Source organism: Sulfitobacter sp. KMM 9851 (genome assembly GCF_057178245.1).
Window position 1 is genome coordinate 990,139 of record NZ_CM169991.1, and the last position, 24,128, is coordinate 1,014,266.

Here is a 24,128-nt window from a genome sequence, read left to right on the forward strand (position 1 = left end):
GAATCTGCCCTGTTTTGCCAACAGGTTACGTGGTTGAGTTGAATTTTCGGGGGTTTGCAGGGTTGTTAAATCCTCACTCCTCCGCATGCGTTGATTGGGGGCATGACGCTAGATCGCGATAAGGTGATTGTCCCACATTAGCGGCGCCTGACGTGGGGTGAGACCAGCGGTCACGTTCAACAGCGCGCCGGTGCCTGTCGTAGCGATAAATCCTGCGTCGGTGGCGGCAATGCCACACACATCGGCCCGCGCCGTGCGCCCTGTCTGCACCCCGCTTGCCGTGTCAAAGCGCAGCAACAGCCCGCCGCGCGGCGAGGTTACTGCAATTTCTGAGCCGTCGCGGAACATGGCGATGGAGCCTACATAGCCGGCCATCGCGTCCCATGTCTGCGCCTCTGCGTGCATAAGTCGGATTGCGTCGCCTTGATGGTGCAGACCGACCAGCGGCGGTGGTCGGTCGTCGCCCTGCCACTGCATCCCCAGCGCCACGCTGCCATCCTGCGCCACGGCGAGGTGCCGGACGGAGTTCATATGCTGGTCTGCGTCAAGTTCTACAGTTTCAATGATCTGGCCGTCGCGCAGATAGGTCAAATTCGGGCGCATAGTGGGGAGGTTCAGCTTGGTTCGACCCGATCCCGGGTGGGTGTCTATCCCGCCGTTGGCGACGGCGAATGTATTGCTGCCGGGCAGCCGCTTTATGTCATGAGGACCAATGCCACCGCTGGCGAATTCCCCGATCCGGGCATAGCCGCGTGTGGCATCCCATAAGCCGACGCGCCCCTGACCGTTTTCAAAGTCATTCTCGGTCGTTAATAAGGTGCGGCCATCCTTGGTAAATGCCCCATGACCGTAAAAATGTCGCCCCTGTGGTGCCTCCAGCCATGCTTTTGACGTGCCAGTACGGCAGTCCATGACGACGGCAAAGGTGCCGGGACGGCGGGCAAAGGCCACGGCCTCGGGCTTCTGAGGGTGCGCTGCCGCGGCATGACCACGCGCGGGCAGGGGGATGCGAAAAATCACGTTTAGCGTCGCATCGATTCCACAAAGGACAAAGCTGCCATCCGGCAGGCCAGCGGCGGCGAGGAACGCGGGGTCGCCTACGTCGGCCCAAGTTGGTGCCGGGATGATCCCTGCTGCCAAAAGCCCGGTCAAGAAATGGCGGCGGCTGGACATGATCAGTCCCCGTCCAGCGCGTTGAACCCTGCAGCAACACCTAACGTCGGGCCAAGCTGCATGTTAACGGTTTCACGAATGTCACCAATGGTCTGTTGCAGCGCTTCGACATGCAGGCGACCCTGCGGTGATGCGACCTCGGCAAAGATCGGATCGTCCAGTGTGCTGGCTCGGTCGAGACTGATCGCAAATTGCGCGCGAAGATCGTCCGCCAACGCCGGGTGGCCTGCCGCCAGACGCGCGGCTAGATCGTCAAGCGATTGCAGCGACAGTGTGACATGACGCAGCGACCGGCCCGACCGCCACGCTTCGGCGCGGGTGGGACGGGGGCGCTCAAACGTGCCCATAGGGCGGCCCAGCCGGGTGTCGGCGGTAAACTCCAGTCCGGTGGAGAGCGCCTTGAACAACTCCTGTGCCGCCTCGTCGGTGTTGCGGTAGGGGCTGTTTTCGCCCGGCTCTCGCATGTGCGTGGCATAGACTCTTTCCCAACCGTCGTGCATGGCGCTGGTCAGCCGGGCGATATCGGCGGTTATGGCTTGCATCAATCGGCAGCGATATGCCGTGTCACCCATGGTGTTGATCTGATCATCGTACAGCAGGAATTCGAGCGCATAAAAACCGCGCCCGGCAATGGAAACATCCGCGTAGCCATCTGCCGAGCCTACGACGGGGTCGCTGTCGCCGATCATCCGCGCCAAGGTCTTGGGCGTAGCCCCGCGCGCGTCGGGCCAAAAGGCCAAGGCAAACGCACGGTTCTCGGTCTCACTGGGGCCAAAGCGCAGATGGCTTACCGCGACCCAGGCATCAAACGCGCTGGCGTAGCCTTCGTGCAGGTCCGGGGCCATGCAATCGGTCTGTGCTGTCTCTGCCAGCGCGGCACTGCTCTGCGCCAGTATGGCGTAGCGCGGCATGATATGGCCCGTGACCACATCGTCGACAATGGCGGGCTTGTCTTGTGCGGCAAGGGTGCAGGGCAGGATCAAGGCTAGGATCAAGGCTAGGATCAAGGCGGGCATCAAATCGGGCAGGCGGGGCATCACAGGCTCTCCAGAAATCGGATCAGGGCGGCGCGGTCTTTGGCGGGCATATCTGTCACTGCTTTGCGGGCGGGCTCTGCCTCGCCCCCATGCCACAGGATCGCTTCCAGAAGGCTACGGGCGCGGCCATCATGCAGGAAATAGCTATGCCCCGATACCTGGCTGGTCAAACCAATTCCCCACAGTGGTGGGGTGCGCCATTCACGCCCGGTGGCGCGCGCCTCGGGGCGGTTGTCGGCCAGACCTTCGCCCATGTCGTGTAGCAGCATGTCGGTATAGGGCCAGATCAATTGAAAGCTTTGCGCCGGCTGGTCCTGAAGGCGGTGGGTGACAAAACTGGGCTGATGGCAATCGGCGCATCCCGACTGATAAAAGATTTCCTTGCCGCGCAGCACCTGCGGATCGCCTACATCGGCGCGGGCAGGCACAGCAAGATTGCCGCTGTAGAACGTCACCAGATCGAGCCCTTCGGCGTCAATTTCAAACCCCCGATCATCACCTGCCCCATGGGGTGCGCCGACACAGGCGTCCTGGATGCCTGTGCAATCGCCAAAGGGGTCAGCGAAGAGCGGGTTGGAAATGCCGATGTCCCCGGCAAAAGCCCCAGCGGATTGTTCGCGGATGGTGGGCATTCCGGCCTTAAGTCCAAAGCGCCCCAGCATCGGCATGCCGTACTCCACCGACCACACGATATTGGTGCGCCCTGAAATGCCGTTGCCGTTTGTATCCTCAGGGTCTGCCAGCGCCAAGATATCCGCGGCCGGGATTGCTTCGAGCAGGCCAAGGCCGATCATTTGGGGCGCCACACGCGGGCTAAGCATCGCGTCGGGGTGTAAAGGGCCATAGCCGAGATCGGCGGCGGTATAGGTCGGTATCCGTAGGCTGGCGGTTTCGCCCCCCGACAGCGGCACTGCGCGCTCGGTATACTCGATATGCAGACGGTATTCGGCCCGTTGCCCTGCCACGCCGAAATCCTGCAACTGTGTGCCGTAGGTCGGTTCTGGAATGGTGGCGAGGTATTCGGCAATTTCGGCGATGCCGTCATCCGCCGTACCTGGAATGGACACGCGCAAGAACATCGAGATGGCGTTGTCGGTCGGCCCCTCTGGCGGGTGTCCGCGCCCGTCCTTGATGTGGCAACGCTGGCAGGAACGGGCATTAAAGAGCGGCCCCAACCCGTCCGAGGCCAGCGTCGAGGCGGGCGACGATACCCAGAGTTTGCGAAACAGCCCGTTGCCGACTTTGAAGGTCAGTTCATCTTCAAACGGCAGATTGGCCGACGGCTGTGAAAAAGCATCGGCATTGCCGCGCCGCCGCACGGTCGCGGCACCGCCGGCGTTTTCCTCGAACTTCTGCGGTGTGCTGAAATCCACCGGCGGCGCGGTAACCCGCGCGATGCGGGTCGCTTCCTCCGCCGTGCGGGGGATGATGGGCAGATGCGGCTCGTCCAAAGGCGCGGCCATGGCCACCCCTGACACAAGTGCCAAGACCGCCCCCGCCCTGATCATCGCTGAACCGATACGCAGATTGCGGGGCGATAGGAGGAGGCGGTACATCGTGTTGGTCCTGTGATTTGTCAAAGCCGTCATTTGTGGTGCGTGATGTCGCGAAACACGACCCGCGACCAGTCACAACTAGCCGCCCAGCGGGATAACTACTGCCATGCCGACATTGCGCGACTTCACACCGCCTATGTCGGTAAAGCCAACCCCGCCGCCCAATTCGATACCACTGGAGAACGTATAATCGACGCCTAGCGCAATCAGGTTGTCACTGTTGCCGCCCGCGTTGTCGATCCCCGTGGCCGAGGCGGAATAGGCCCAGTCGCCCCTACCATAGCTGGCGCCAAGCGTGGCATAGGTGGCGTCTGTGCCGCCGCCGCCAAACCCGTCGAAATGCGCCACTTCTGTGATCACCTCGACACCATTGGCAAACCCGTACTTCAGCCCGGCCACCGCGCCCGTTTCATCCGAAACATCGCCGACGCCAGCGGAGAGGTGCCGCATGCCGACCCACCAGGTTGTATCGCCGGTTTCCTGCGTGAACTGCAGCGCGAGGTTGTTCAGTTTGCCTGTGTTGCCCGCTCCGCCTGCTGCCGTGGTGTTACGTCCACGATCGGTGCCGAATGACCGGCTCAGCGCGGTATCATCGGCATAGAACACCGCCAGGCTCAATGTTGCGCCACTGCTGCCCACTGGATAATCTAGCTGTGCCCCGATAGCCTCGGACAGCTCGTAATCTTCGGCCAGTGCGGTGCCATAAAACCCAGGAGTTTCATCCCAGGCATAGGCAAAGCTGGGGCTGATCTTGCCCACAGACAGATCGGCGCCACCGAGATCAAACCGCAGCCCCAGTTCGCCCACATAGATGCCCATGTCATCAAACTGACGCGAGAGCGCCGGGTCAGTGACGGATTCCATCGTCAGCGCACCAAAAGCTGTGATGCGCGGCGCGAGCGTGGCCTCGAACCCCAGATCCAGCGCGCCGTAAGTATCGGTCAGCTCGGCCGTCGGATCATCGGAACGGACCGTGCTGTCCACGCCGATCTCAAGACTGCCGTTCCAGGTAAACCCGGTGCCTTCCGCTCCGGCATTGCCCGCAGCAAGGATCAACATACCGGCCCAACCGGCTATGTATCGTGTCGTCGTCATAGTCTTGTCCATCTGTGTGTAACTGGCGGGCTAGGCCGATCCGGCGTGGCTGGCGAGAAAGGGGGGGGGGGAAGGCGTGTGTTATTCAAACACTGCGCCGGGGTTATCAAGGCTGTCTGAGCCTTCGAACGCGAGCCCATCAAGACCGAAAGTTGTGACAATACGCTCTATCGTTTTGGTCTGATCAATCAGCGCGTTTACACCGCCCATCACCAGCGCCTCGCCGCCAGCATTGCCGCGCTCGAGCATCTGATCATATGCGAAACCGGCTTCAGCCGCGGATTTGATCCTGCCAAGGCTGTGCATCGTTGCGGCCAGTTTGAGCCGCATTTCGCTGTCGATTGCCGCGTCCTGTGCCGCGACCAGATCGGCAAGCGACCCACCCGATACCAGCGTGCCATCGATCCGCACGTATTCGCCCAGATAGACGTTTTGCACGCCCAGTCCATCGTAATAATGGCTGTTGTGGGTGTTGTCCGAAAAACAGTCATGCTCTTCTTCCGGATCGTTCAGCATCAGGCCCAAGCGCATCCGCTCGCCTGCCTGTTCGCCATAAGACAGCGATCCCATACCGGTCAGCATCGCAGTGATTCCAGCATTTTCATCGGCCATCAGGGTGCTGCGCGCGTCCCCATCTGGGGCCCACGCACCGGCCATATATTCAAGGTCCGACACCAAAAGCTCTGTCGCGGCGCGCAGATAGTCGCCCCGGCGGTCGCAGTGGCCATTGGTGCAGGCGTCACCCATCGCGAAATCCGTCCAGGGGCGGTTGCCCGCGCCGGTACCATGTCCGTTCAGATCCTGCCCCCAAAGCAGAAATTCGATGGCGTGATAGCCCGTGGCGACATTGGCCTCGACCCCGTCCGCCTCTTGCAGGGTGTCGGATAGCAGGGCGGGGGTGATCTTGCCTGCGTCCACGCTTTGACCGGATAGGTCAAATTGGGGATTGGCGATGACATTCAGCGCGGCCAGCGCGTTCTCATCCGATGCCCCGCCATAGCTGGCATCAACATAGTCGATCAAACCTTCATCCAGTGGCCAGGCATTCACCTTACCTTCCCAATCATCGACAATGGCATTACCAAAGCGGAAGACCTCGGTCTGCTGATAGGGTACACGGGCCGCCAGCCAGGCGGCTTTTGCAGTTTGCAACGCCTCAGCCGAAGGCGCCTCAATCAGGGCGGACACTGCATCCCGAAGGCGCTGCGCCGTTGTCAGGCTATCCTCATATCCTGCTGCCGCAATATCGGCATAAGTGGCCAGCACCTCGGATTTTTCTACGGCCCAAGCGGGCGCGGCAAGGCAGAGTGCAATGGCGGTGGTGGCGAAAATACGTGTCATGCAGATAGTCCTTTAGTGCAATGTGGATGAGTGAGGGTGATGGCCAAGGTCGCGCGGGGCGCGCAGCCGCATCTGTTTCAGGCATAAGCCAAAGTCGGTCGCCAAATCAGCGACCAGAGCGGCCATGTCGGGGCGCACCAAGAGCGTAGCGAATATCATCGCGTCCTCATGTGCACAGTCGGCCGCCGCCCCAATGAAATTTGCAAAACATGCCTCGTCGGCGCCCAGACACTTGCAGGTCAGCGCGTGGCGCATCAGGGGGCGGCGGCCATGACGGGCGCAATGGTCGATCAGAGTTTCAAAAGTTTCGATTGCGCGGGCGCCGCGCGATGGCCCAAGCAGGGAGACAAAATCGGCCCGCATGCCCGATTGGGCGGCCGGACCATCGGACCAAAGGCGCAGATAGACCACAGCAGCGGCTTCGATACTGTCCAGTTCGGTGATGAACCCGACCGGCGCGCCACCACGATTTTCGGACGGAGGCGTCATTTGGTCAGGATCAATTTGCCCGCGCGCGTGATGCGCAGGGTGTAGGTCTTTTCGTCAAAGATGATCTGCGCCTGATCGCCGCCTTTTGTCAGGTCTTTGGCATTATAGGCCGGGGAGGTGCCCTGCGGTGCGCTGCGTGTTTCTGGAAGGCGATGCGCCGACATCGTCATGATCCTTTTCGTTGATGACGCCCGTCTTGAGCGACCTTCGCATAACCTGACCAAAATAGTCGGAATAGTCAACCTGACTAATTTACTTGGGTATAATTTTTGCGCTGCATAATTTCGCGCCGATTTTGCATACACACAATCTTGAGCCCCGAATTAACGGCGGTTCAGCACGCAGGTTTCAGGCGTCCAACGGTGTATGAACGCTGCAAGCCGTCTGCCGCACGCACAATTGGCCTTAAATTTTGGGTGTTGGGTTGCCGTGGACTGGTTTGTCGCAAATAGAAAGGTATCCGATTTTAATGAAAATCTCGCGACTTCGGGATTAAACGCTCATTTCGGGGGTGACCGTGGGTGCTGTTTCGCTGGGCTTTCTTCACCTCGTCGGCGCGAGCCAAGGGAACTTGCATCACATCGTTCGACAGCCGATCCAAGGCATCGCTGCGGTCTTTTAGGTGATGGGCGACAACATGGATCACGTCATCTGTGCGTTGCACCATGCCTGTAACATCAATGATCCGCGCCCCCATGATGACCTTGCGAAACACCTGCATGACCTTGGGCCAGACGACGAGGTTGGCGACGCCGGTTTCGTCTTCCAGCGTGATGAAACACACACCTTTGGCGCTGCCGGGACGTTGGCGGATAAGCACGATCCCCGCCAGCTTGACGGACTGTCCGTTGCGCATGTCTTTGAGGGATATGGCCGCGCGATAGCCCTGCTTTGCCATGCTGGCGCGCAGGAATGACATTGGGTGAGCTTTGAGCGACAAGCGGGTGGTTTGGTAGTCAGCGACGACATGTTCGCAAACTGGCATTTCGGGCAGATCGTATCGCGCCTCCGGGCCTTCATCCCGGTTTTTTTGGAAAAGGGGCAGGTCCGGCGCATCTCGTAGGGTGCGGGTATCCCAAAGCGCCTGCCGCCTATCCAACTGCATGGATCGCATCGCATCGGCAGCCGCCAGTTTACGCATAGTGCCTGCGTCAAGACGCGCGCGTTTTTTCAGATTGACCAAATCTACATACGGTTCTTGACGCGCATTCATCACACGCTGCGCCATCTCTTTTCGCAAACCATCAATTTGCCGCAACCCCAGCCGCACGGCAAAGACACCGCGTTCAACAGGTTCCAGCACGTTGTCCCAATAGCTGTAATTCACGTCAGGCGCGCGCACGATAATTCCATGATCTCGAACGTCGCGCACAATCTGGGCGGGGGCGTAAAACCCCATCGGTTGGGAATTGAGCAGGGCTGCACAGAACACGTCGGGGTAGTGGCATTTGATCCAGCTTGAGACATAGACCAGATGTGCGAAGCTGGCGGCGTGGCTTTCGGGAAAGCCGTAATCACCAAAACCTTTGATCTGATTGAAACAGCGGCTGGCAAATTCGGGGTCGTAGCCGCGTTTGATCATGCGACCAACCATTTTTTCCTCAAGTTCTCCGATCGTGCCGCGTGATCGGAATGTTGCCATTGCCTTGCGCAACTGGTTCGCTTCATCGGGTGAGAATTCGGCGGCGACCATGGCGACTTTCATCGCTTGTTCCTGAAAAATCGGAACACCTTTGGTGCGCTTCAAGACATTTCGCAGCTCATCAGGATCATGCGGAGGATCAGGGGACGGGTAGTCCTCGATCTCTTTCCCGCTGCGTCTGCGTAAATAGGGGTGAACCATGTCACCTTGGATCGGGCCGGGGCGTACAATGGCAACCTGTATAACCAGATCATAAAACTCGCGGGGTTTCAGCCGTGGCAGCATATTCATCTGTGCACGGCTTTCGACCTGAAAGACGCCAAGGCTGTCGCCTTTACACAGCATATCGTAGGTGGCTGTATCCTCCTGCGGAATGTTTGCAAGCGTCAGTTTCGGCCCGTAATGCGCTTCGATCATGTCAAATGCCTTGTGGATACAGGTCAGCATTCCGAGCGCGAGCACATCGACCTTGAGGATACGCAATTCGTCAATGTCATCTTTGTCCCATTCGATGAAAGTGCGATCAGCCATCGCGCCGTTGCCAATTGGCACGGTCTGCGTCAGCGGGTTTTCAGTCAGGATGAACCCACCGACATGCTGGCCCAGATGGCGGGGCATCCCGATCATTTGATCCGCAATCTTGATGGTCCGAGCCGTCAATTGATCGTTCAGGTCAATCCCTGCCTCTTTCGCCTCGCGCGCGCCGATCTCTCGGCCCCACGATCCCCAGATGGTTTTCGCAAGAGCGGTGGTTATGTCTTCTGACAAGCCCATCACCTTTCCAACCTCGCGTACGGCCATGCGCGGGCGATAATGGATCACTGTCGCACAAAGGGCGGCACGGTCGCGGCCGTATTTCTCGTAGATATGTTGGATCACCTCTTCACGCCGTTCATGTTCGAAATCAACGTCGATATCGGGTGGTTCCTTGCGTTCCTCAGAGATGAACCGTTCAAACAAAAGATCGTTTGTTGCGGGGTCAACGGCAGTGATGCCAAGCACATAGCAGACTGCGGAATTTGCAGCTGACCCGCGCCCTTGGCATAGAATCGGGGGCTTGCATTCGTATCGCGCGAAATTGACGATGTTCTGGATTGTGAGGAAATACTGGGCCATCCCAAGCTTTCCGATAAGTGCCAGTTCTTTTTGTAATGTGGCTGTAACTGCATCGGGGACGCCATCAGGATAGCGCCATGTTGCGCCTTGCCATGTCTGCTCTTCCAGATACTCCTGTGAAGCGCGCCCCGCTGGGAGTGTCTCTTTTGGGTATTCGTACGAAAGCTCACGCAGGTCAAAGGTGCAGGCATCCGCGACGGTGCGTGTTGCACGGATTGCATGGGGCCACTCGGCAAAAAGCGTTTTCATCTGCGAGGGAGATTTCAGGTGCCGTTCGGCATTGGCGTTCAGCAAATATCCAGCCTTCTGGATCGTCGTCTTGTGCAGGATGCAGGTCATTACGTCCTGCAAAGGGCGCATTTCGGGGGCGTGATAATGCACGTCATTTGTCGCCATAATGGAAAGACCATTCGCATTGGCAAGTGCATCCAGACGGTTGATCCGGGCGCGATCATCGCCGCGATACAGATAGTTGGCCGCGATGTGTTTCAGAGTAGGGAGCGCAAATGTCAGGCGGCGCAGGCCTGCGCTGAAATGGTTCAAATCAGCGCCAGGAATGACGATCAGTTGCACGCCCGCGCTGTACTGCGCCAAATCATCTAAGGTGATGTCACAGGCCCCTTTCACCTGCCATGATCCATCGTTTTTTCGCATTTTGCCTTTGGACAGCAAAGTGCACAGCCTGCCATAAGCGGCCCTGTTACACGGGTAGGCCAGAAACATATCGCCGCTTACCAACTGTAAACGACAACCAATGACAGGCACGACCTGCGCCTTATGCGCTTCGGCGTGCAGGCGAACGACGCCCGCCATTGTATTCAGGTCTGCGCAGCCAATTTTGTCATACCCCAACGCGTTCGCCGTTGTCGCCAGATCAATAGCGTCAGAAGCGCCGCGCAAAAAAGAAAAACACGTGCTTATCCCCAGTTCGACAAAATCGCTGACCGGATTGCGGATGAAATCACCTTCTTCAATCGTGCGCTTTGGGCGCTGGTTGTCGATTTCGGGCATCAGGCGAACATTCCATGCACAAACCAGCGCGGGTCCCCGCCGCGCCCGTCCTCGTGCAAGCCTTCACGGTAGAGCCAGATCCGGCGACCTGTCTGATCCTCGACCTTGAAATAATCACGCAGTCGTGTGCCTTGGCGGTCTTTCCACCACTCGGGCGCGATCCGCTCGGGCCCTTCATAACGGGTGACCCGATGGGTTTGTCTACGCCAGATGAATTGTGCGGGCGGGCCTTCCGGGACGGCGAATAGCACGCGCACTTCTTCTGGGCGATCCAGCAGACGGATGGGCCGCTGTTTTGTCATTATCGTGGCAGTTGGCGATATCATGGCAAAAGCAGCGATACGCCTCTGTGCCCTTTCAGGCACATGGCTTTCGTGGATGATCGGTCGCGACACCGCCTGCGCGCCAAACTTTGCCGTCAACCGGTCCACCAGCAGCGTCAGATGTAGATCGTCATCACTCGCTCCCTCCAGATTATTCTGGATAATCTGCATCGGCTCTACGCCGCCGGCGGCCAATGTGATCAGGTCAAAACCAAAGCCGGGATTGATCCGCTCAATCTTGTCACGAAACAGAGTGTGCAGATGAGCAGGGTCGCGGGTGCTGGCTGAGGTTGCCATATCGACATAACTGACATCGCCGTCGGTTCGGTAAACAGTCAGACGCAAGCGTCGGCACCCCATACCAGCCTTTTGCAAGGCATCGCACAAGGTTTCGCAGAGTTCGGGTAGATAGGGTGTCGGGTCAAAGATAGGTTCGGCCAAGCGGCTTTGCACAGAAAACCGTGGCTTTGCATCCACGCTCGCCACGGGTTCTGCCAGCTTGCCCAAAGCTTGATCCAGCCGCATCAGCGGGTTAGCCGTCAACGCTGCCTTTACAAAACGCCGCGTTAACGACAGGCGCGGCACATCTATCACCGCCCCGATGGTTTTCAGCCCCAACCGTTGCAAAAGCAGCAGGGTTTCACCGTCCAGTCGTAGCCCCGCCACGGGCAAGTTGCCAAGCTTCAACGCGACCTCGTCATCTGCACATATGGCCCGCACAGGTCCAAACCGCGCCAAGGCCCATGCAGCACCCCATGTCGGGGCAACGGCCAGTTGCGATGTCAGACCAAGCAGGGACAACTGCGTCTCCATCTCAATCAGCATCTGTGCCTCGCCACCTAATAGATGTGCCGAACCCGTCGTGTCTAAAATCATCCCATTGTCGCCGTCTCGTACCGTCCAAGGGCACCAGCGCCGCGCCCAAAGAACGAGTCGGTCCAAAGCGGCAATGTCTCCCGCCTGATCTGCATGTGAGACCTGCAATTCGGGGTAGATTGCGCGTATGTCTACGACCCGTACCCCAACCGGGATTTCCATCGTGCGCGCCACACGATTGACTGCATGGATTACTGGGCCATGTTGTCCCTCACGCGCCAGCACAAGCGGGATATCATCCAGTGGCGCGTTGCCCTGCCGATCCATCATGCGCTCCCACCGCTCCATCGCGAAATGAGGTAACGTGATCGAGACGATCCGCCGCCCTGTCATATGTCACCGTCCATTGACCCGGTTTGGTTTGGCGCGACCGAAACAGATCGAGCGACCAGCGCGGCATCCCCGGCGCCTGCGCATCGTAAGGATGTAAGGTCGATGGGACCGATCCAACTCTCCAGCGGTCGCGGGCTGCACTTAAGTTTGGTGCAGCGGCATGACGGATTAACCAACACGGCACATTCGCGGCTTCGGACCTGAGCGCCAACCGTTTGGTCGCGGTGAAACCCAATGCCGCCGGGTCCCCCCAAACCTCCCCGATCACCGCAGCGAGCGCGCGGCAGCGCAACCCGTCTTCCAGCGCCCACAAGACATCGGCTGCGCGGGACAAGTTGACCATGATGATGGACTGTGCCGTGTTCAGCCCTGCCAGATAAGGTCGCCCCGTTTCGCGTTGTGAGAGTCGATCCTGCACCCATAAAATTGGGGCGTCGGTGGGTGGCAAACGCGCAATCATATACCCAACCGCAGCGGCATCCGTTACAGTTTGAGGGAAGATTTCCGACAGCGTATACTTGGTCAGCTCCGGCTGCCGCGCCTGTGCAAACTGGTATTTCTGCTGAGAGAGCGACTTCATACACGACACCGAATCCTAACTATGTTCACTCTTTGTTCTATATCAGGGTTAGCATTTGTCAATTTGGTCCCTGCCTCGCAGGACAGAGGATTACCTATTCGGCGTAGCCATCTCAGATGGCGAAACGGAAGATGCTTATGGTGCAGGTAGGAAAAACTTTGATATGTGTCATGTCGACAGGTCACTTCGTTTTTCTCAAGAAAGCCATTATCTGCTATGCTTTCCCGCCTCGATGAATTGGCGGCTGAACTTCTCCCCGTCGCGCAGAGGGATCAGCATCTCACCGGTTTCAGGATCGCCGACACAGCCGATGCCAAGGGCGTTTTGAGACCAGAATTCCTAGAAGGGTAGCGTTTTGATGTCGGCATCGCGGACATATTTTGCTGCGCACAATCAGCAGGCTGAAATGGGTTGCCAGCACTGACATGCGTGGCCCCCATTTAGTGTGTTGGCACTAGAAACCTATCACCAGCCAAAGCTGATCTACTACAACTCTGACCGCTGCCATCTGACGCACGCCATATCGCCCCCCTGATGAGGCCTACGCCAGCAAAATGGGAGCAATGAGAGTACGCGTTTGTGGCAGAGCATCGGCGCGTATTCTCGGTGCGCAGGATGTGCCGTTGCCTCAGTATCCATCCGAGCGGATTCTACGCATGGGTAAAGAATCCGTTAAGCCACAGTGCGCGTGAGGATGCATGGAAAGATAGCGGCAAGGTCTATGGCCGTCGCAAGCTGCCTGACGATCTTGTGGAACTGGGCGAGACCAGTTGCCCAAACCGCGTTTCTAGCTTGACCCGCCTGGCAGGCATCCGCGCTGAGATCGGCTACAGCCGTCGACCGGGCAAGTATGGCGGCAAACCATCTGTCGGGGTCGACAGTACGCTGGATCGGCAGTTTGATGTCGTTGACCCCGATACTACTTGGGTACCAGATATTACCTACATCAAAACCTATCAGGCTTCATCTATCTAGCCGTCGTCCGTCGACTTTGAGAACAGACGGCACAACGTGAACCAATATGATGTCTAGGAAACTTGGGGCTATTCAAAGCCCAGCGATGGTCTTGCACTATACCAAGAAGGTTAGGCAGAAGATCAGAGCGATTCAGGCGCAGCAAAACAGAACGGGACAAAAGCAGAATGTTTAGGCATTTGTTTAGTCTTTCACAGACATCAACGCGGGAAAGCTAAGTCATTGAAAGTAAATGGAGGCGAGTAGGAGAATCGAACTCCTGTACACGGATTTGCAATCCAGTGTATTTCGTCCCGAAAACAAACCCTTAGGGCCAAAAAAGTATAAGGACATTTGTCGAACAAGTTGTGAACCTGATACCCGTGTTTTGGCAGGTTCAAAGCCATGAGCGGCATGGCGTTGATCTGGGCCGCGAACGTCAAAGGGTTGAAACCCGCCGCTAAGATTGTGTTGATTCAGCTGGCGGATTTTCACAACAAAGAAACCGGCCAATGTAACCCTAGCGCGCAGCGGTTGGCTGACGAATGCGAGATGGGCCGGGCCACGTTGTTCCGGCACATGACGACCTTGGAAGAATGCGGTCTCGTTACACGCCATGCCCGTGGCGATGGCGAAGGCGGGCGCGGGTCCAATCAGTATGAGTTACACCTCGACATCACCCTCGGTCCGAGTGCGCGCCCGAAGGGGGGTGGCAGCGGTCCCAACGGGGTTGAGTCTCAAAATGAGACGGGGGGAAACGTCTCAAGGGTGAGACGGGGGTAGTCTCAAATCGGGACAGGAACCTTACCATTGAACCTAAGAAAGAACCTCCTTCGCGCAAGCACGAGGCGGTGGAGGCTGAGAAGATTCTGGGAGCCTATCCGCCCGACCGATTGCGCGGCAAAGCGGCCTGTCTCGCCCAGATCGAAGGAGCCATGAAGGACGGAATTGAACCGGAGGATTTGCTGCAGGCGGTCCAAGCCTACGCGACCGACAGCGCAGGGTTTACCCGCTCCAAGGTCTGTTTTTCTGACAACTGGTTTCAGTCGCGGCGCTGGCAGGCCTATGTCGAGAAGCAGGCGGAAGACCGGGAGAAGGCGGCAGCGTTGCAGGCTGACCACCATGCGCGGCTGGCGTGCTGGATCAGTGATCGCAGCCCGATGTGCAAACACATCACGGCCAAGCAGATCGAGGGATTGCTAGCCACGCACCTAGTAACCGAAGCGCAAATCCAAGCCGCAGGCCTCGGATCATGACCGCAACCGATCCCACAGAAAAGCAAACAGCAAGGCGACCCATGTCATACGCTGGCGCTGCTGACACGGGACCTTGCGAGGGGTGGCACGCCTCCCCTTCGAACCCCACCGGCGCGGGCAAACCCCGCACCAAAGAGCCGCTGACCGAGACATTCGTCTTCCGGTGCACAGCGGCAGAGAAGGCCCAGTTGCGCACCAAGGCCGAGGCCGCTGGCTTACCTGCCGCGACCCTCCTGCGCGAGGCGCTTGGCCTGACGGAAGCCCGCCATCGCAAGCCCATCCCCCGCGTCGATCCCGCACTGGTGCTGGCCGTTGGACGCATTGGCAGCAACCTCAACCAGATCGCCCGCGGGTTGAACCGCGCGATGCTGGCGGGGCGCGTTGATCTTGACGCGCTCACCGTTGCCCGTCGCCTGCTGACCATCGAACGCCAGCTTGCCCAGATCGTCGAGGCGTCCCGCCGATGCTGATCAAGTTCTTCCGCAACGGCAAAGGCGCGGGTGTGGGGCCGGTCGGCTACCTCGTCGCGGACAAGGTGCTGGCCTACGACGATAACCGCGACCTGATCCGCGATGCAGACGGCCAGCCGATGACCGTCACCCGCGAGCCTTTGCCGGAAGTCCTGCGTGGTAATCCCGACCGCACCGAAGCCCTGATCGACGCGAGCCGCCACCAGTGGACCTACCGCGCGGGCGTGATCAGCTTTGCTGCCACCGACGCCCCGACCGAGGAACAGCAGGCCGAGGTCATGGACCACTTCGAGCGTCTGGCCTTTGCGGGGCTGGACCCGACGCAATATGACGTGCTCTGGGTCCGACATACCCACGAAGACCGTGTCGAGCTTCACTTCTGCACACCGCGTTTGGAGCTGACCTCAGGCCGAAGCCTGAACATTGCGCCGCCCGGCTATCAGTACGCATACGACAGCTTGCGTGACGTGATGAACCAGCGCCACGGCTGGGCCGACCCAATGGAGCTGGAGCGCACCCAAGAGGTCCGCGACACCATTGAGACCCCAACCCGCGCTCAAGGCCGTGACGAGCTGCACGCGTGGCTGCAAGGCCAGATCAGCGTCGGCCTGATTACTGACCGCGCTAGCATGCTCGATGCCCTTACCGATGCTGGCTTCGACATCCCCCGCGCAGGCAAAGCCTACCTAACCGCCCAAGATCCAGACACCGGCGAGCGCTGGCGTTTGAAAGGAGAGATTTTCCATGAAAACTGGCAAGCCGACCCGGCTGAGCGAGAAGTTGAACACGGAACTGGACACGATCCGGCAGGACTACGCCGCCTCGATGGCATCCCAACTGGAGAGCTTCAAGACCGATTTGAACAGCATTGCGACCAACGCGCAGCGTACAATCGAGATCGATACCCGCACCTTTCTGCGACAGAGCAAGAGCTGGCTGACGATCTCGCCCTGGCTGATCATGGGGACGTTCTTGGCGGGGATCGTCTCGATGATGGCCGCGAGCTTGCTCTGGACGCTGATGCTGGCGAACTCGGAACTGACGGAGTTGGGGCTAACGCGGATCGACAGGGAGGACGGGATATGGCTGGTGCTGGACCCGACCAAGACACGCCTGAGGACCTGCACGCTGGGCGGCAGATCAGTGACCTGCATCAAGATCGAGGAGGATTAGATGACGACACCCCTGACAGCCTTGGAACGCGACTTGCTCGCCTGCGTCGAGCGGTTGGTGACGGCCTGCGAGGTCTCAGCAAAGGAATTGAGCGGGTTAGAGGCACGCTCGACGAGCAGGATGCAGAGCCAGATGGATGGATTGGCCGCTTGCGTGTCGGTGCTCATTCAATCGCAAGTGGCGTCCGTGGCTGCGTTGCACGGCTTGTTGAGCGAGGGCTCGAATTACGGGAAGCTGCGCACGCAACTCGAGACCAGCTTGAAATTAGTGAAAGCCGCCGAAGTGAGGCTGAGACAGAGCTAGAAGCGCGAGAGGTTGAGATGGATCGGGGGATGACGCATTGACGTGGCAAAGCGGATTGACAAATGGTAACGTATGTGTCACCAACAGATCCAATGAATAAGCTTGTTGTCTATGTCACAGAGGCGGGGAAAACACCGTTTGAAGATTGGTTCAATGGTCTTGATACGACGGCGGCGTTGAAGGTGCGAACGGCGCTTGCACGGATCGAGACGGGTAATCTGGGCGATGTAAAGCCAGTCGGCCAAGGCGTGTCGGAGCGGCGCATCACCTTCGGCCCCGGCTACCGCGTCTATTTTGGGCAAGACGGCGATACGCTTGTGATCTTGCTCTGTGGGGGCACGAAGAAGCGCCAGTCCAAAGATATCGAGCAGGCCAAAGCATATTGGGACGACTACAAGACCCGCAAAGAGAAAGGCGACTGACATGCCCCTGACGAAAGACTTTAAAAATACGATCAAAGCCCGCGCTGAGCGCGATCCTGAGTTTCGTGCGGGCCTGTTTCGCGAAGCCATCGAGGCGATGCTCAGCGACGATCTGGAGACGGGTAAGGTCTTGTTGCGCGACTACGTGAACGCCACAGTGGGGTTTGAAGCCTTGGCGCAAGACATGGACAAAGACCCCAAGAGCCTGATGCGGATGCTCAGCGCGAAGGGAAACCCGCGCGCTGATAATCTTCTGGCCATGGTGTCGCGGCTGAAGCAACGCGAAGGCGTGTCGTTTTCAATCACTCAGAGTACTGAATTTCGCGCGTAGCTGCGGTTTAGGTGTTTGCAATACAACGCTTGCGTGCGACGCTCTGCGCAAGCTTGGCCCATTTTGACTTGAGAAATTATTGATGAATAACGGATGTTTCGACCTTACCAGTAGCGTGTTTCATATTTTAAAAGCAGGCTACGACGCCGATAGATCAGACATCGCCGAATTAGTTGAAGATGCCGAGTTTGATGAAGTTTTCGAGCCTCAAAAAATCCAACGCGCACAGCAAAGCCTATTGGCCCCAAATGCTCGGCTCGAACAAGAAATCTCATGGCTGCCAGAGTTGAGCCAAGCTCAAACGTCCAATGTTCTAGGGTCAGGACCTATTAACTAGTTGAGCTTGTCGCGTTGCCATGATTCACAATGTCCAGTTGTTGGAGGATATCATGAGCAATTTGTATTGGCTGACTGAGGCGCAGATGCAGCGGCTGCGGCCGTACTTCCCAAAAAGCCGAGGTCGTGCCCGCGTGAATGACCGTCGTGTACTGAGTGGCATTATATTCATAAATCGCAATGGGTTAAGCTGGTGTGATGCACCTGTCGAGTATGGGCCGCCGAAGACACTGTATAATCGCTGGAAGCGCTGGAGTGATATGGGCGTGTTCGCTCGGATCATGATGGGACTGGCCGAACAAGCCCCGGACAATAAGACTATCTCTATTGATGCCACATACCTCAAAGCACATCGTACGGCGTCCAGCCTACGGTTAAAAAGGGGGGGAAAGGCCGCCTGATCGGACTGACCAAGGGCGGCATGAATACCAAACTGCATGCGATCACAGACACCAGCGGGCGCCCCATCCGCTTCTTTATCACAGCAGGGCAAGTCAGTGATTATACTGGCGCTGCCGCCTTAATGAATGGCTTACCGGAGGCTGAATGGCTCCTTGCTGACAGAGGGTATGATGCTGACTGGTTCCGCGAAGCCCTTATAGACAAGGGCACAAAGCCCTGCATTCCTGGGCGAAAGTCGCGCAAGAAAGCCGTCAAGTATGACAAGAGACGCTACAAACGACGCAACCGTATCGAGAGAATGTTTGGGAGGCTCAAGGACTGGGGGCGGGTCGCAACACGCTATGACAGATCACCAACCGTCTTCCTCTCGGCAATCGCACTCGCTGCAACCGTCATATTCTGGTTATGAGTCCTGAGCCTAGCAATCCACCTCTCAATTCAGCTTTTTTTTGGCCCGGGTAAATCTCTGGCCAGATCAATTTTAAAGATCTTCGAAGAATTGCCTCCTGTGCAATGGCTTTGTTACTGCTTTTAGAAATTTGCCTTACTGCCATCCTGCGGAAATTTTTCGGCAACAAATTTCATGAATTTGCGTACACGTGGTTCCTGGTACGCCTCCTTAGATGCAACAAGCCAAAGCCCGCTTTGCATTTGATTGTCTGTGAAACACATTAAAAGCTCGGACGATTGATCACCTTCGACACAGGGAAGCGCTCCGACCGCCTCTTCAGTGCGAAGCGATGCAGCCATGGATACAACAGAATCCACGGTGCTAACAATTTTTGATTTATCCATATGCTGATCTACATAACTCATAGCTTGGACGCCATTCACCATTGCATCAGGGAAACGCAGGTAGGGGTGTTCCTTTAGCTCTTCAATGGAGCGCGGAATGCCGTTGGCAGCCAAATATGACTTGCTACAGTAAATGCCCCACCTGACCGGGGGAAGTTTTCTGGCAACCAATGTGTCGCCCGATATTTTGTCAGCGGCACGCAAAGCAACATCTGCTTCGCCATTTTCCAATGATATGTAGCTCTCGGCTGAATTCGTCTCAAATTGCAGGTCTGGATTTTTTTTATGATACTCGGATATTAGCGGAAGCATCCAATGCGCCATACTTGAGTGGGCTGCAGTCACGCGTATTTTTCCGCTTGATGCCCTTCCGAGTTGATTGGCCCGCGTTTTGACGCTTTCGGCTGCTTCACCCATGCTTGCAGTCACTTCCAGCATGTTTCTGCCCTGAGCAGTGAGTGTGTACCCTCTGGTATCGCGCTCGAACAGCGTCAGCCCAAGCGCCGCTTCCAGCGCCTGCATGCGCCGTCCAACCGTCGTCTGGTTGATGTTCAATTTTCTTGAAGCCGCCAAAGTAGAGCCTTCTCGCGCGACAGCAAGGAAGATGCGGATGTCGTTCCAGTCCAGCATTGTTGCTTACCCCTAAGAGCATCCTGCACGGATGCCTAACCACTCTGCAAGTGCAGACATACCCACGACCGCTGGCCGTGGCTCATATTGTCCATGCGACACTTTCAACAAAGGAAATTAAACATGGACGCCTTACCCACCAAAACCCGCGAAATTCACAACCACCATATGGACAGTACGGTCTGGAACGATATCGATTTCCGTGACGATGACATCGTTATCGCGACCTATGCAAAGTCGGGCACCTCCTGGATGCAGCAGATCGTAAGCCAGCTGATCTTTCAGGGTCAGACGGACTTACCCATCTCGGAAATGTCGCCTTGGGTTGACCTTCGTGTGCCACCGAAAGAGGTTAAGCTTCCGGCAATTGCCGCACAGACGCATCGCCGGTTTCTGAAAACCCATTTGCCGGTTGATGCCTTGGTCTTCTCGCAAAAGGCCAAATACATCTATGTCGGGCGCGACGCCCGGGATTTGGTGTGGTCCTTGCACAATCACCACAGCAACGCGAACGCGATGTGGTACGAGACTCTAAACAACACGCCCGGGCGGGTCGGCCCCGAGATTGGAGTCCCGCCCAAAAGGGCTGCAGCATATTTCACGCATTGGCTGGACAATGACGGAGCGCCATTCTGGCCCTATTGGGAGAATGTCCGCAGCTGGTGGGAGTTGCGCGATCAACCCAACGTGAAACTCGTTCACTTTGCAGATCTCAAGCATGATTTGCGTGGTCAGATTGCCCAAATAGCCGCATTCCTCGACATCGAGGTGACGCCCGACCTGATGGAGAAAATTCTACATCATTGTTCATTCGACTACATGAAAAACCATGCCGCAGATTCTGTACCACTGGGCGGTGCTTTCTGGGATGGCGGTGCGAAAACATTCATTCACAAAGGTACAAACGGGCGCTGGAAAGACACACTGTCAGGAGAAACAAGCGAACGTTATGAGCAAAATGCTGTCAAGGAACTTGGTGAGCCTTGCGCCGCCTGGCTCAAAAACGGCGCGCTGTAAGCCTGCGTCTGGTGCGTCGGTCTGAGCCGCCGCTGTCATTCAAAAAGGAAGTTATGAGTAAATGGCACATTCAATCATCAACTCAATGTCATTGGCGACTACCCTTTCCCTCGGTCATTGTCAGATCGGCGCCGCGCAAGACGCAATAATGATCGTTCAGCATCAAGTTGCTGACTACGTGGACTGGAAATCCGTTTTCGACGCCGGTCTAGCAACTCGGCAAAGCGTCGGCGAAGTTGCATACAAAATCTTGTTAGATCCGGCTGACAGAAATTCCGTGACGGTTATTCTTCAATGGGACACGGTTATACGCGCCCAGACGTTCGCTGCGGATCCTATTCTCGAAAACGGAATGCGAGGTGCCAGAGTTGTTTCCGAGCCACAATTCACCTTCTGTAAGATATCGGATGGCTGGGAACTGCTAGCGGAAAGGCGTCCCGAAATTGGGGAGTGATGGGCATTTTGCATGTAGTCAGCATTTCAATAGCCGCCGTTCGCCGCAAACCCGCGATATGGTCAATTTGGGCTCGGAGCTGACTTCAGATGCGCCGCAGCATTTCATGATATAGTGCAGTGTCAACGTCGGGTTGTCGATGTGGGAGGGCATGGCGGACCGGAGGAACTGTCATGCAAACACCAAACTTACCGGCCATTCGCACACTTCGCCCCGCGTGGAATAAAGGGCGCATCGTTGGTCAAAAGCGACCACTGAAGCCCAAACATGTCTGGGCGATCCGTGTCCGGCTGGAACTGGCCGAGAACCATCGCGATCTGGCTCTGTTCAATATGGCCATCGATAGCAAATTGCGCGGGTGTGACCTCGTCCGCATGAAAGTCGTCGATGTCATGGCTTCTGGACAGATCAAGGAACGGGCATCGGTGCTGCAAAGCAAAACCCAAAAACCGGTGCGGTTCGAGATTTCCGAGGGCACTCGCGCCTCGGTGGGGAAGTGGATGGAAGATCCGTTGATGGTCGGATCCGAATATCTCTGGCCAGGGCGTTTTCACAAGCGGCTTCATATCTCAACGCGCCAATATGCCCGCATTGTGCGGGAATGGGTTTCGTCCATCGGGCTTGAAGTGATCGCCTATGGCACCCATTCGATGCGACGCACGAAGGTCACCCAGATTTATAAGAAGACGGGCAACTTGCGTGCCGTTCAGCTTCTGTTGGGGCATACGAAGATGGACAGTACAGTTCGTTATCTGGGCGTTGAACTTGAAGATGCGTTAGCGATTTCCGAAGCTATTGAAATCTAAGCGTTTGGGCCGTTCGACAAGGACGGCCCAAAGCCGACCTTAGCACGGCCTGCAGCTAACGGCGGCTTCGGGCCAAACCTCAAGAGGCTGTGCTGTATGACGACCCACGGAGTGAGAATTGGACAAAGCTGCCCGAAGGGATTTCGAGCACTGAAACAACACCAGTACTTCAGAAAGCGCATCGGAAATTCACACCATTTTCGCAGTTCCGCCTACCAAAATAACGGTCGAGAGTTTTGGTAACTTGTCAGCTATATTTCTGCTGAGACCACCAACTTGCTGAGGCGGGCCTGGTGACCCGTCCAACCTTGGGCGGATTAAGTGATGTAGCAGTTAGCCTGCGTTCGAAGCGATCGAACAGATAGGAACAATTAGTTTTGTAGACTGCGGCCCATCTGGCATAGTCTTGGCTTTTGCTCTCTGAACTCAAAAGGAGCTTTGCGATGTCGGGACTATCTATTGCGATTACAGGAGATGGGCAGTTGTTCCAGATCTGGCCTACTCACGCGATGAGTAGGTTCCCCAGGGCGACCATCTACGACCGCAGTGCTGCGGTTACAGCGTTCCGACAGGCTGAGGTCAAATTAGGTCAACAGGGATGGTTGGACAGAACTGGGCAGACCGCTACACAGCGAACGGCACAGAACCTCGCCAACCCTCCAGTTGTTGATGCCACACTGACTTTCGCGGGACCGATCCAGAACGGCACCGTGACGGTCAAATGCAAGGGCGGCAACGAAAAGGTTTTCCAAGTGCGCCTCACTGGTTTGGAGGAGAAGGCGATTAAACAGGCATTTTTCCATGTCGATGCGGCCATCAACCGTTGCAAGGCAGCCGGTTCATTGGTCTGAATCCTTGCTTACTCAATATTGGTTAATGCAAGCCGATGACGGCCCTTAGCGGACCTTGACTGATCCCGACGGTGCCGCGTTGCAGATTTCCTGAAGCGGATGGGGTGGATAGCTCCTGCTCCAACCGGCGCCGTATTGCGCCGTACTGCAGTTGTCTATCACTGCTTTGAGAGGAGCTACCCAATGCAAGTTACAACAGTCGGTATCGATCTGGCCAAACATGTTTTTCAAGTCCACGGAATTACCGAGGATGGGGAGGTTGTTTTCAATCGAGCTATCCGGCGCGCACAACTCATGCAATTCTTTACCAAATTGGCGCCCTGCTTGATCGGCATGCAGGCATGCGGGTTCAGCCATTATTGGGCGCGAGAACTCAACAAGCTTGGGCACGATGTTCGCTTGATCCCAGCCAATTATGTGAAGCCCTAAGTCAAACGCGGCAAATCTGACGCCAATGATGCCGAAGCTAATTGCGAAGCGGTGACACGACCGACGATGCGGTTTGTTGCGCCCATGTCCGAGGAACAGGAAGCCGTCTTGTTCTTGCATCGCGCGCGCGATTTGATTGTCCGGCAGCGGACGCAACTGAGCAACATGTTTCGCAGCCTGCTCGCCGAGTTTGGTGTCATCATTCCACAAGGAACTGGAGCGGCGATCAAATACGCCAAAGGTGCTCTCGAGGGAGAGAAGCCCGCCCTACCGCAGATCCCAGTAGATGTTCTGAGACAACTCAGCCACCAACTTGTTGCGATGTATCTCCGGTTCCGTTGGTACGAGATGCGCATGCGGCTTCATTCGAGATTGGACAAACGCGTTATGTTGTTGCGCGCGATACCAGGCCTTGGGCCTGTCACCGCGTCAGCTATTGTTGCCACAGTCGGCGACGCGAAGCAGTTCAAGAATGGCCGACAATTTGCGGCATGGTTAGGTTTGACACCGTTGAACTTATCCAGTGGCGGAAAGGAAAGATTAGGGCGGATCACGAAAATGGGCGACCGTTACATTCGGCGTCTTTTGGTGACCGGGATGACAGCGCGATTGCGACAGATGGAAGTAAACCCTAACGCGTCGATCCATGGGCCATCGGCCTTCTTGAGCGCAAGCCAGCTTGACTGGCGACCGTCGCAATGGCGAACAAGACCGCACGAATAGTCTGGGCGGTACTGACGAAGAACGAATACTATCGGCCTCACACAGCTTGATAAAAGGAACACCCGCGACAGCAAGACCTTTGAAATGATGGCGTACAGTCAGCCCGCCAATCAAGACACCCCGTCAAATGTCCAGGACACATTGTTGTTCGATAGGCCGTTTGGGACTTGGTCTGCGGAAACCATCAGGGCCCGCGGCTACGAG

At 57.1% G+C, this 24,128-nt stretch carries 23 protein-coding genes and 2 pseudogenes; 14 read left to right on the forward strand and 11 right to left on the reverse strand.

Translation table 11 applies throughout. The annotated features are described in order from the left end of the window. Positions 1 to 108 precede the first annotated feature (108 nt). The 10 genes from AC1965_RS04890 to AC1965_RS04935 form a co-directional block, all read right to left on the reverse strand. Positions 109 to 1,173, reverse strand: coding sequence for a DUF1513 domain-containing protein (locus tag AC1965_RS04890; protein ID WP_483886171.1), 1,065 nt, complete (start codon positions 1,171 to 1,173; stop codon positions 109 to 111). 2 nt (positions 1,174 to 1,175) lie between these two features. Next, the gene (locus AC1965_RS04895; RefSeq protein ID WP_483886172.1) at positions 1,176 to 2,210 is read right to left on the reverse strand and encodes an imelysin family protein; all 1,035 of its coding nucleotides are present in this window, start codon (positions 2,208 to 2,210) and stop codon (positions 1,176 to 1,178) included. Further along, positions 2,210 to 3,718 carry a di-heme oxidoreductase family protein gene (locus tag AC1965_RS04900; RefSeq protein WP_483886986.1) on the reverse strand — a complete coding sequence of 503 codons (1,509 nt, stop codon included), beginning with the start codon at positions 3,716 to 3,718 and terminating at the stop codon, positions 2,210 to 2,212. The genes AC1965_RS04895 and AC1965_RS04900 overlap by 1 nt, the downstream gene beginning before the upstream one ends. Positions 3,719 to 3,844: 126 nt before the next feature. Beyond that, on the reverse strand, positions 3,845 to 4,861 hold the full coding sequence (locus AC1965_RS04905; RefSeq protein ID WP_483886173.1) for a hypothetical protein: 1,017 nt from the start codon (positions 4,859 to 4,861) through the stop codon (positions 3,845 to 3,847). A gap of 81 nt (positions 4,862 to 4,942) precedes the next feature. Next, positions 4,943 to 6,202: an imelysin family protein gene (locus AC1965_RS04910; protein ID WP_483886174.1), complete on the reverse strand. Its 1,260-nt coding sequence runs from the start codon at positions 6,200 to 6,202 to the stop codon at positions 4,943 to 4,945. A 12-nt stretch (positions 6,203 to 6,214) separates the two neighbouring features. Continuing rightward, positions 6,215 to 6,691, reverse strand: a complete 477-nt coding sequence (locus AC1965_RS04915; protein ID WP_483886175.1) for a hypothetical protein — start codon at positions 6,689 to 6,691, stop codon at positions 6,215 to 6,217. Further along, positions 6,688 to 6,855, reverse strand: a complete 168-nt coding sequence (hemP, locus tag AC1965_RS04920; RefSeq protein ID WP_483886176.1) for a hemin uptake protein HemP — start codon at positions 6,853 to 6,855, stop codon at positions 6,688 to 6,690. Before hemP ends, AC1965_RS04915 begins: the two co-directional genes overlap by 4 nt. A 302-nt stretch (positions 6,856 to 7,157) precedes the next feature. Next, entirely contained in the window at positions 7,158 to 10,460 is a 3,303-nt protein-coding gene (locus AC1965_RS04925; RefSeq protein ID WP_483886177.1) for an error-prone DNA polymerase, read from the reverse strand. Further along, positions 10,460 to 11,926, reverse strand: coding sequence for a Y-family DNA polymerase (locus AC1965_RS04930; protein ID WP_483886987.1), 1,467 nt, complete (start codon positions 11,924 to 11,926; stop codon positions 10,460 to 10,462). Before AC1965_RS04930 ends, AC1965_RS04925 begins: the two co-directional genes overlap by 1 nt. Continuing rightward, positions 11,895 to 12,572 (reverse strand): ImuA family protein, encoded by a 678-nt coding sequence (locus AC1965_RS04935; protein ID WP_483886178.1) that lies wholly within the window; start codon positions 12,570 to 12,572, stop codon positions 11,895 to 11,897. The genes AC1965_RS04930 and AC1965_RS04935 overlap by 32 nt, the downstream gene beginning before the upstream one ends. Before the next feature lie 567 nt (positions 12,573 to 13,139). On the opposite strand from AC1965_RS04935, the pseudogene AC1965_RS04940 reads away from it, so the two are divergent. The 9 genes and pseudogenes from AC1965_RS04940 to AC1965_RS04980 all read left to right on the forward strand — a co-directional run. Then, positions 13,140 to 13,555, forward strand: a pseudogene (locus AC1965_RS04940) (transposase family protein); the annotation flags it as partial. A gap of 385 nt (positions 13,556 to 13,940) precedes the next feature. Then, complete coding sequence (locus AC1965_RS04945) at positions 13,941 to 14,309, forward strand: helix-turn-helix domain-containing protein (RefSeq protein WP_483886988.1); 369 nt, start codon at positions 13,941 to 13,943, stop codon at positions 14,307 to 14,309. Positions 14,310 to 14,377: 68 nt separating this feature from the next. Continuing rightward, entirely contained in the window at positions 14,378 to 14,782 is a 405-nt protein-coding gene (locus AC1965_RS04950) for a hypothetical protein (RefSeq protein WP_483886179.1), read from the forward strand. Positions 14,783 to 14,823: 41 nt separating this feature from the next. Then, entirely contained in the window at positions 14,824 to 15,252 is a 429-nt protein-coding gene (locus AC1965_RS04955) for a plasmid mobilization protein (RefSeq protein WP_483886180.1), read from the forward strand. Further along, on the forward strand, positions 15,246 to 16,769 hold the full coding sequence (locus tag AC1965_RS04960; RefSeq protein ID WP_483886181.1) for a relaxase family protein: 1,524 nt from the start codon (positions 15,246 to 15,248) through the stop codon (positions 16,767 to 16,769). Before AC1965_RS04955 ends, AC1965_RS04960 begins: the two co-directional genes overlap by 7 nt. Before the next feature lie 51 nt (positions 16,770 to 16,820). Then, positions 16,821 to 17,150 (forward strand): type II toxin-antitoxin system RelE/ParE family toxin, encoded by a 330-nt coding sequence (locus AC1965_RS04965; protein WP_483886182.1) that lies wholly within the window; start codon positions 16,821 to 16,823, stop codon positions 17,148 to 17,150. A gap of 1 nt (position 17,151) precedes the next feature. Then, complete coding sequence (locus AC1965_RS04970; RefSeq protein WP_483886183.1) at positions 17,152 to 17,481, forward strand: helix-turn-helix domain-containing transcriptional regulator; 330 nt, start codon at positions 17,152 to 17,154, stop codon at positions 17,479 to 17,481. 115 nt (positions 17,482 to 17,596) lie between these two features. Further along, positions 17,597 to 17,818 carry a hypothetical protein gene (locus AC1965_RS04975; RefSeq protein ID WP_483886184.1) on the forward strand — a complete coding sequence of 74 codons (222 nt, stop codon included), beginning with the start codon at positions 17,597 to 17,599 and terminating at the stop codon, positions 17,816 to 17,818. Between the two features lie 52 nt (positions 17,819 to 17,870). Further along, a protein-coding gene (locus tag AC1965_RS04980; protein WP_483886989.1) for an IS5 family transposase occupies positions 17,871 to 18,628 on the forward strand; the annotation gives its coding sequence in 2 pieces (ribosomal slippage) (positions 17,871 to 18,192 and positions 18,192 to 18,628; 759 coding nt in all). 122 nt (positions 18,629 to 18,750) lie between these two features. Here AC1965_RS04980 and AC1965_RS04985 read toward each other — a convergent pair. Further along, positions 18,751 to 19,644 (reverse strand): LysR family transcriptional regulator, encoded by an 894-nt coding sequence (locus AC1965_RS04985; protein WP_483884247.1) that lies wholly within the window; start codon positions 19,642 to 19,644, stop codon positions 18,751 to 18,753. Positions 19,645 to 19,812: 168 nt separating this feature from the next. Between AC1965_RS04985 and AC1965_RS04990 the strand changes: the two genes are divergently transcribed. The 5 genes and pseudogenes from AC1965_RS04990 to AC1965_RS05010 all read left to right on the forward strand — a co-directional run bounded on the left by AC1965_RS04990 (position 19,813) and on the right by AC1965_RS05010 (position 23,974). Further along, positions 19,813 to 20,661: a sulfotransferase domain-containing protein gene (locus AC1965_RS04990; RefSeq protein WP_483886185.1), complete on the forward strand. Its 849-nt coding sequence runs from the start codon at positions 19,813 to 19,815 to the stop codon at positions 20,659 to 20,661. A 61-nt stretch (positions 20,662 to 20,722) separates the two neighbouring features. Further along, positions 20,723 to 21,115 (forward strand): hypothetical protein, encoded by a 393-nt coding sequence (locus AC1965_RS04995; protein WP_483886186.1) that lies wholly within the window; start codon positions 20,723 to 20,725, stop codon positions 21,113 to 21,115. A 173-nt stretch (positions 21,116 to 21,288) separates the two neighbouring features. After that, positions 21,289 to 21,921, forward strand: a complete 633-nt coding sequence (locus AC1965_RS05000; RefSeq protein ID WP_483886187.1) for a tyrosine-type recombinase/integrase — start codon at positions 21,289 to 21,291, stop codon at positions 21,919 to 21,921. A 443-nt stretch (positions 21,922 to 22,364) separates the two neighbouring features. Continuing rightward, entirely contained in the window at positions 22,365 to 22,772 is a 408-nt protein-coding gene (locus AC1965_RS05005) for a hypothetical protein (protein WP_483886188.1), read from the forward strand. Between the two features lie 183 nt (positions 22,773 to 22,955). After that, positions 22,956 to 23,974, forward strand: a pseudogene (locus tag AC1965_RS05010) (IS110 family RNA-guided transposase). Positions 23,975 to 24,128: the final 154 nt, after the last annotated feature.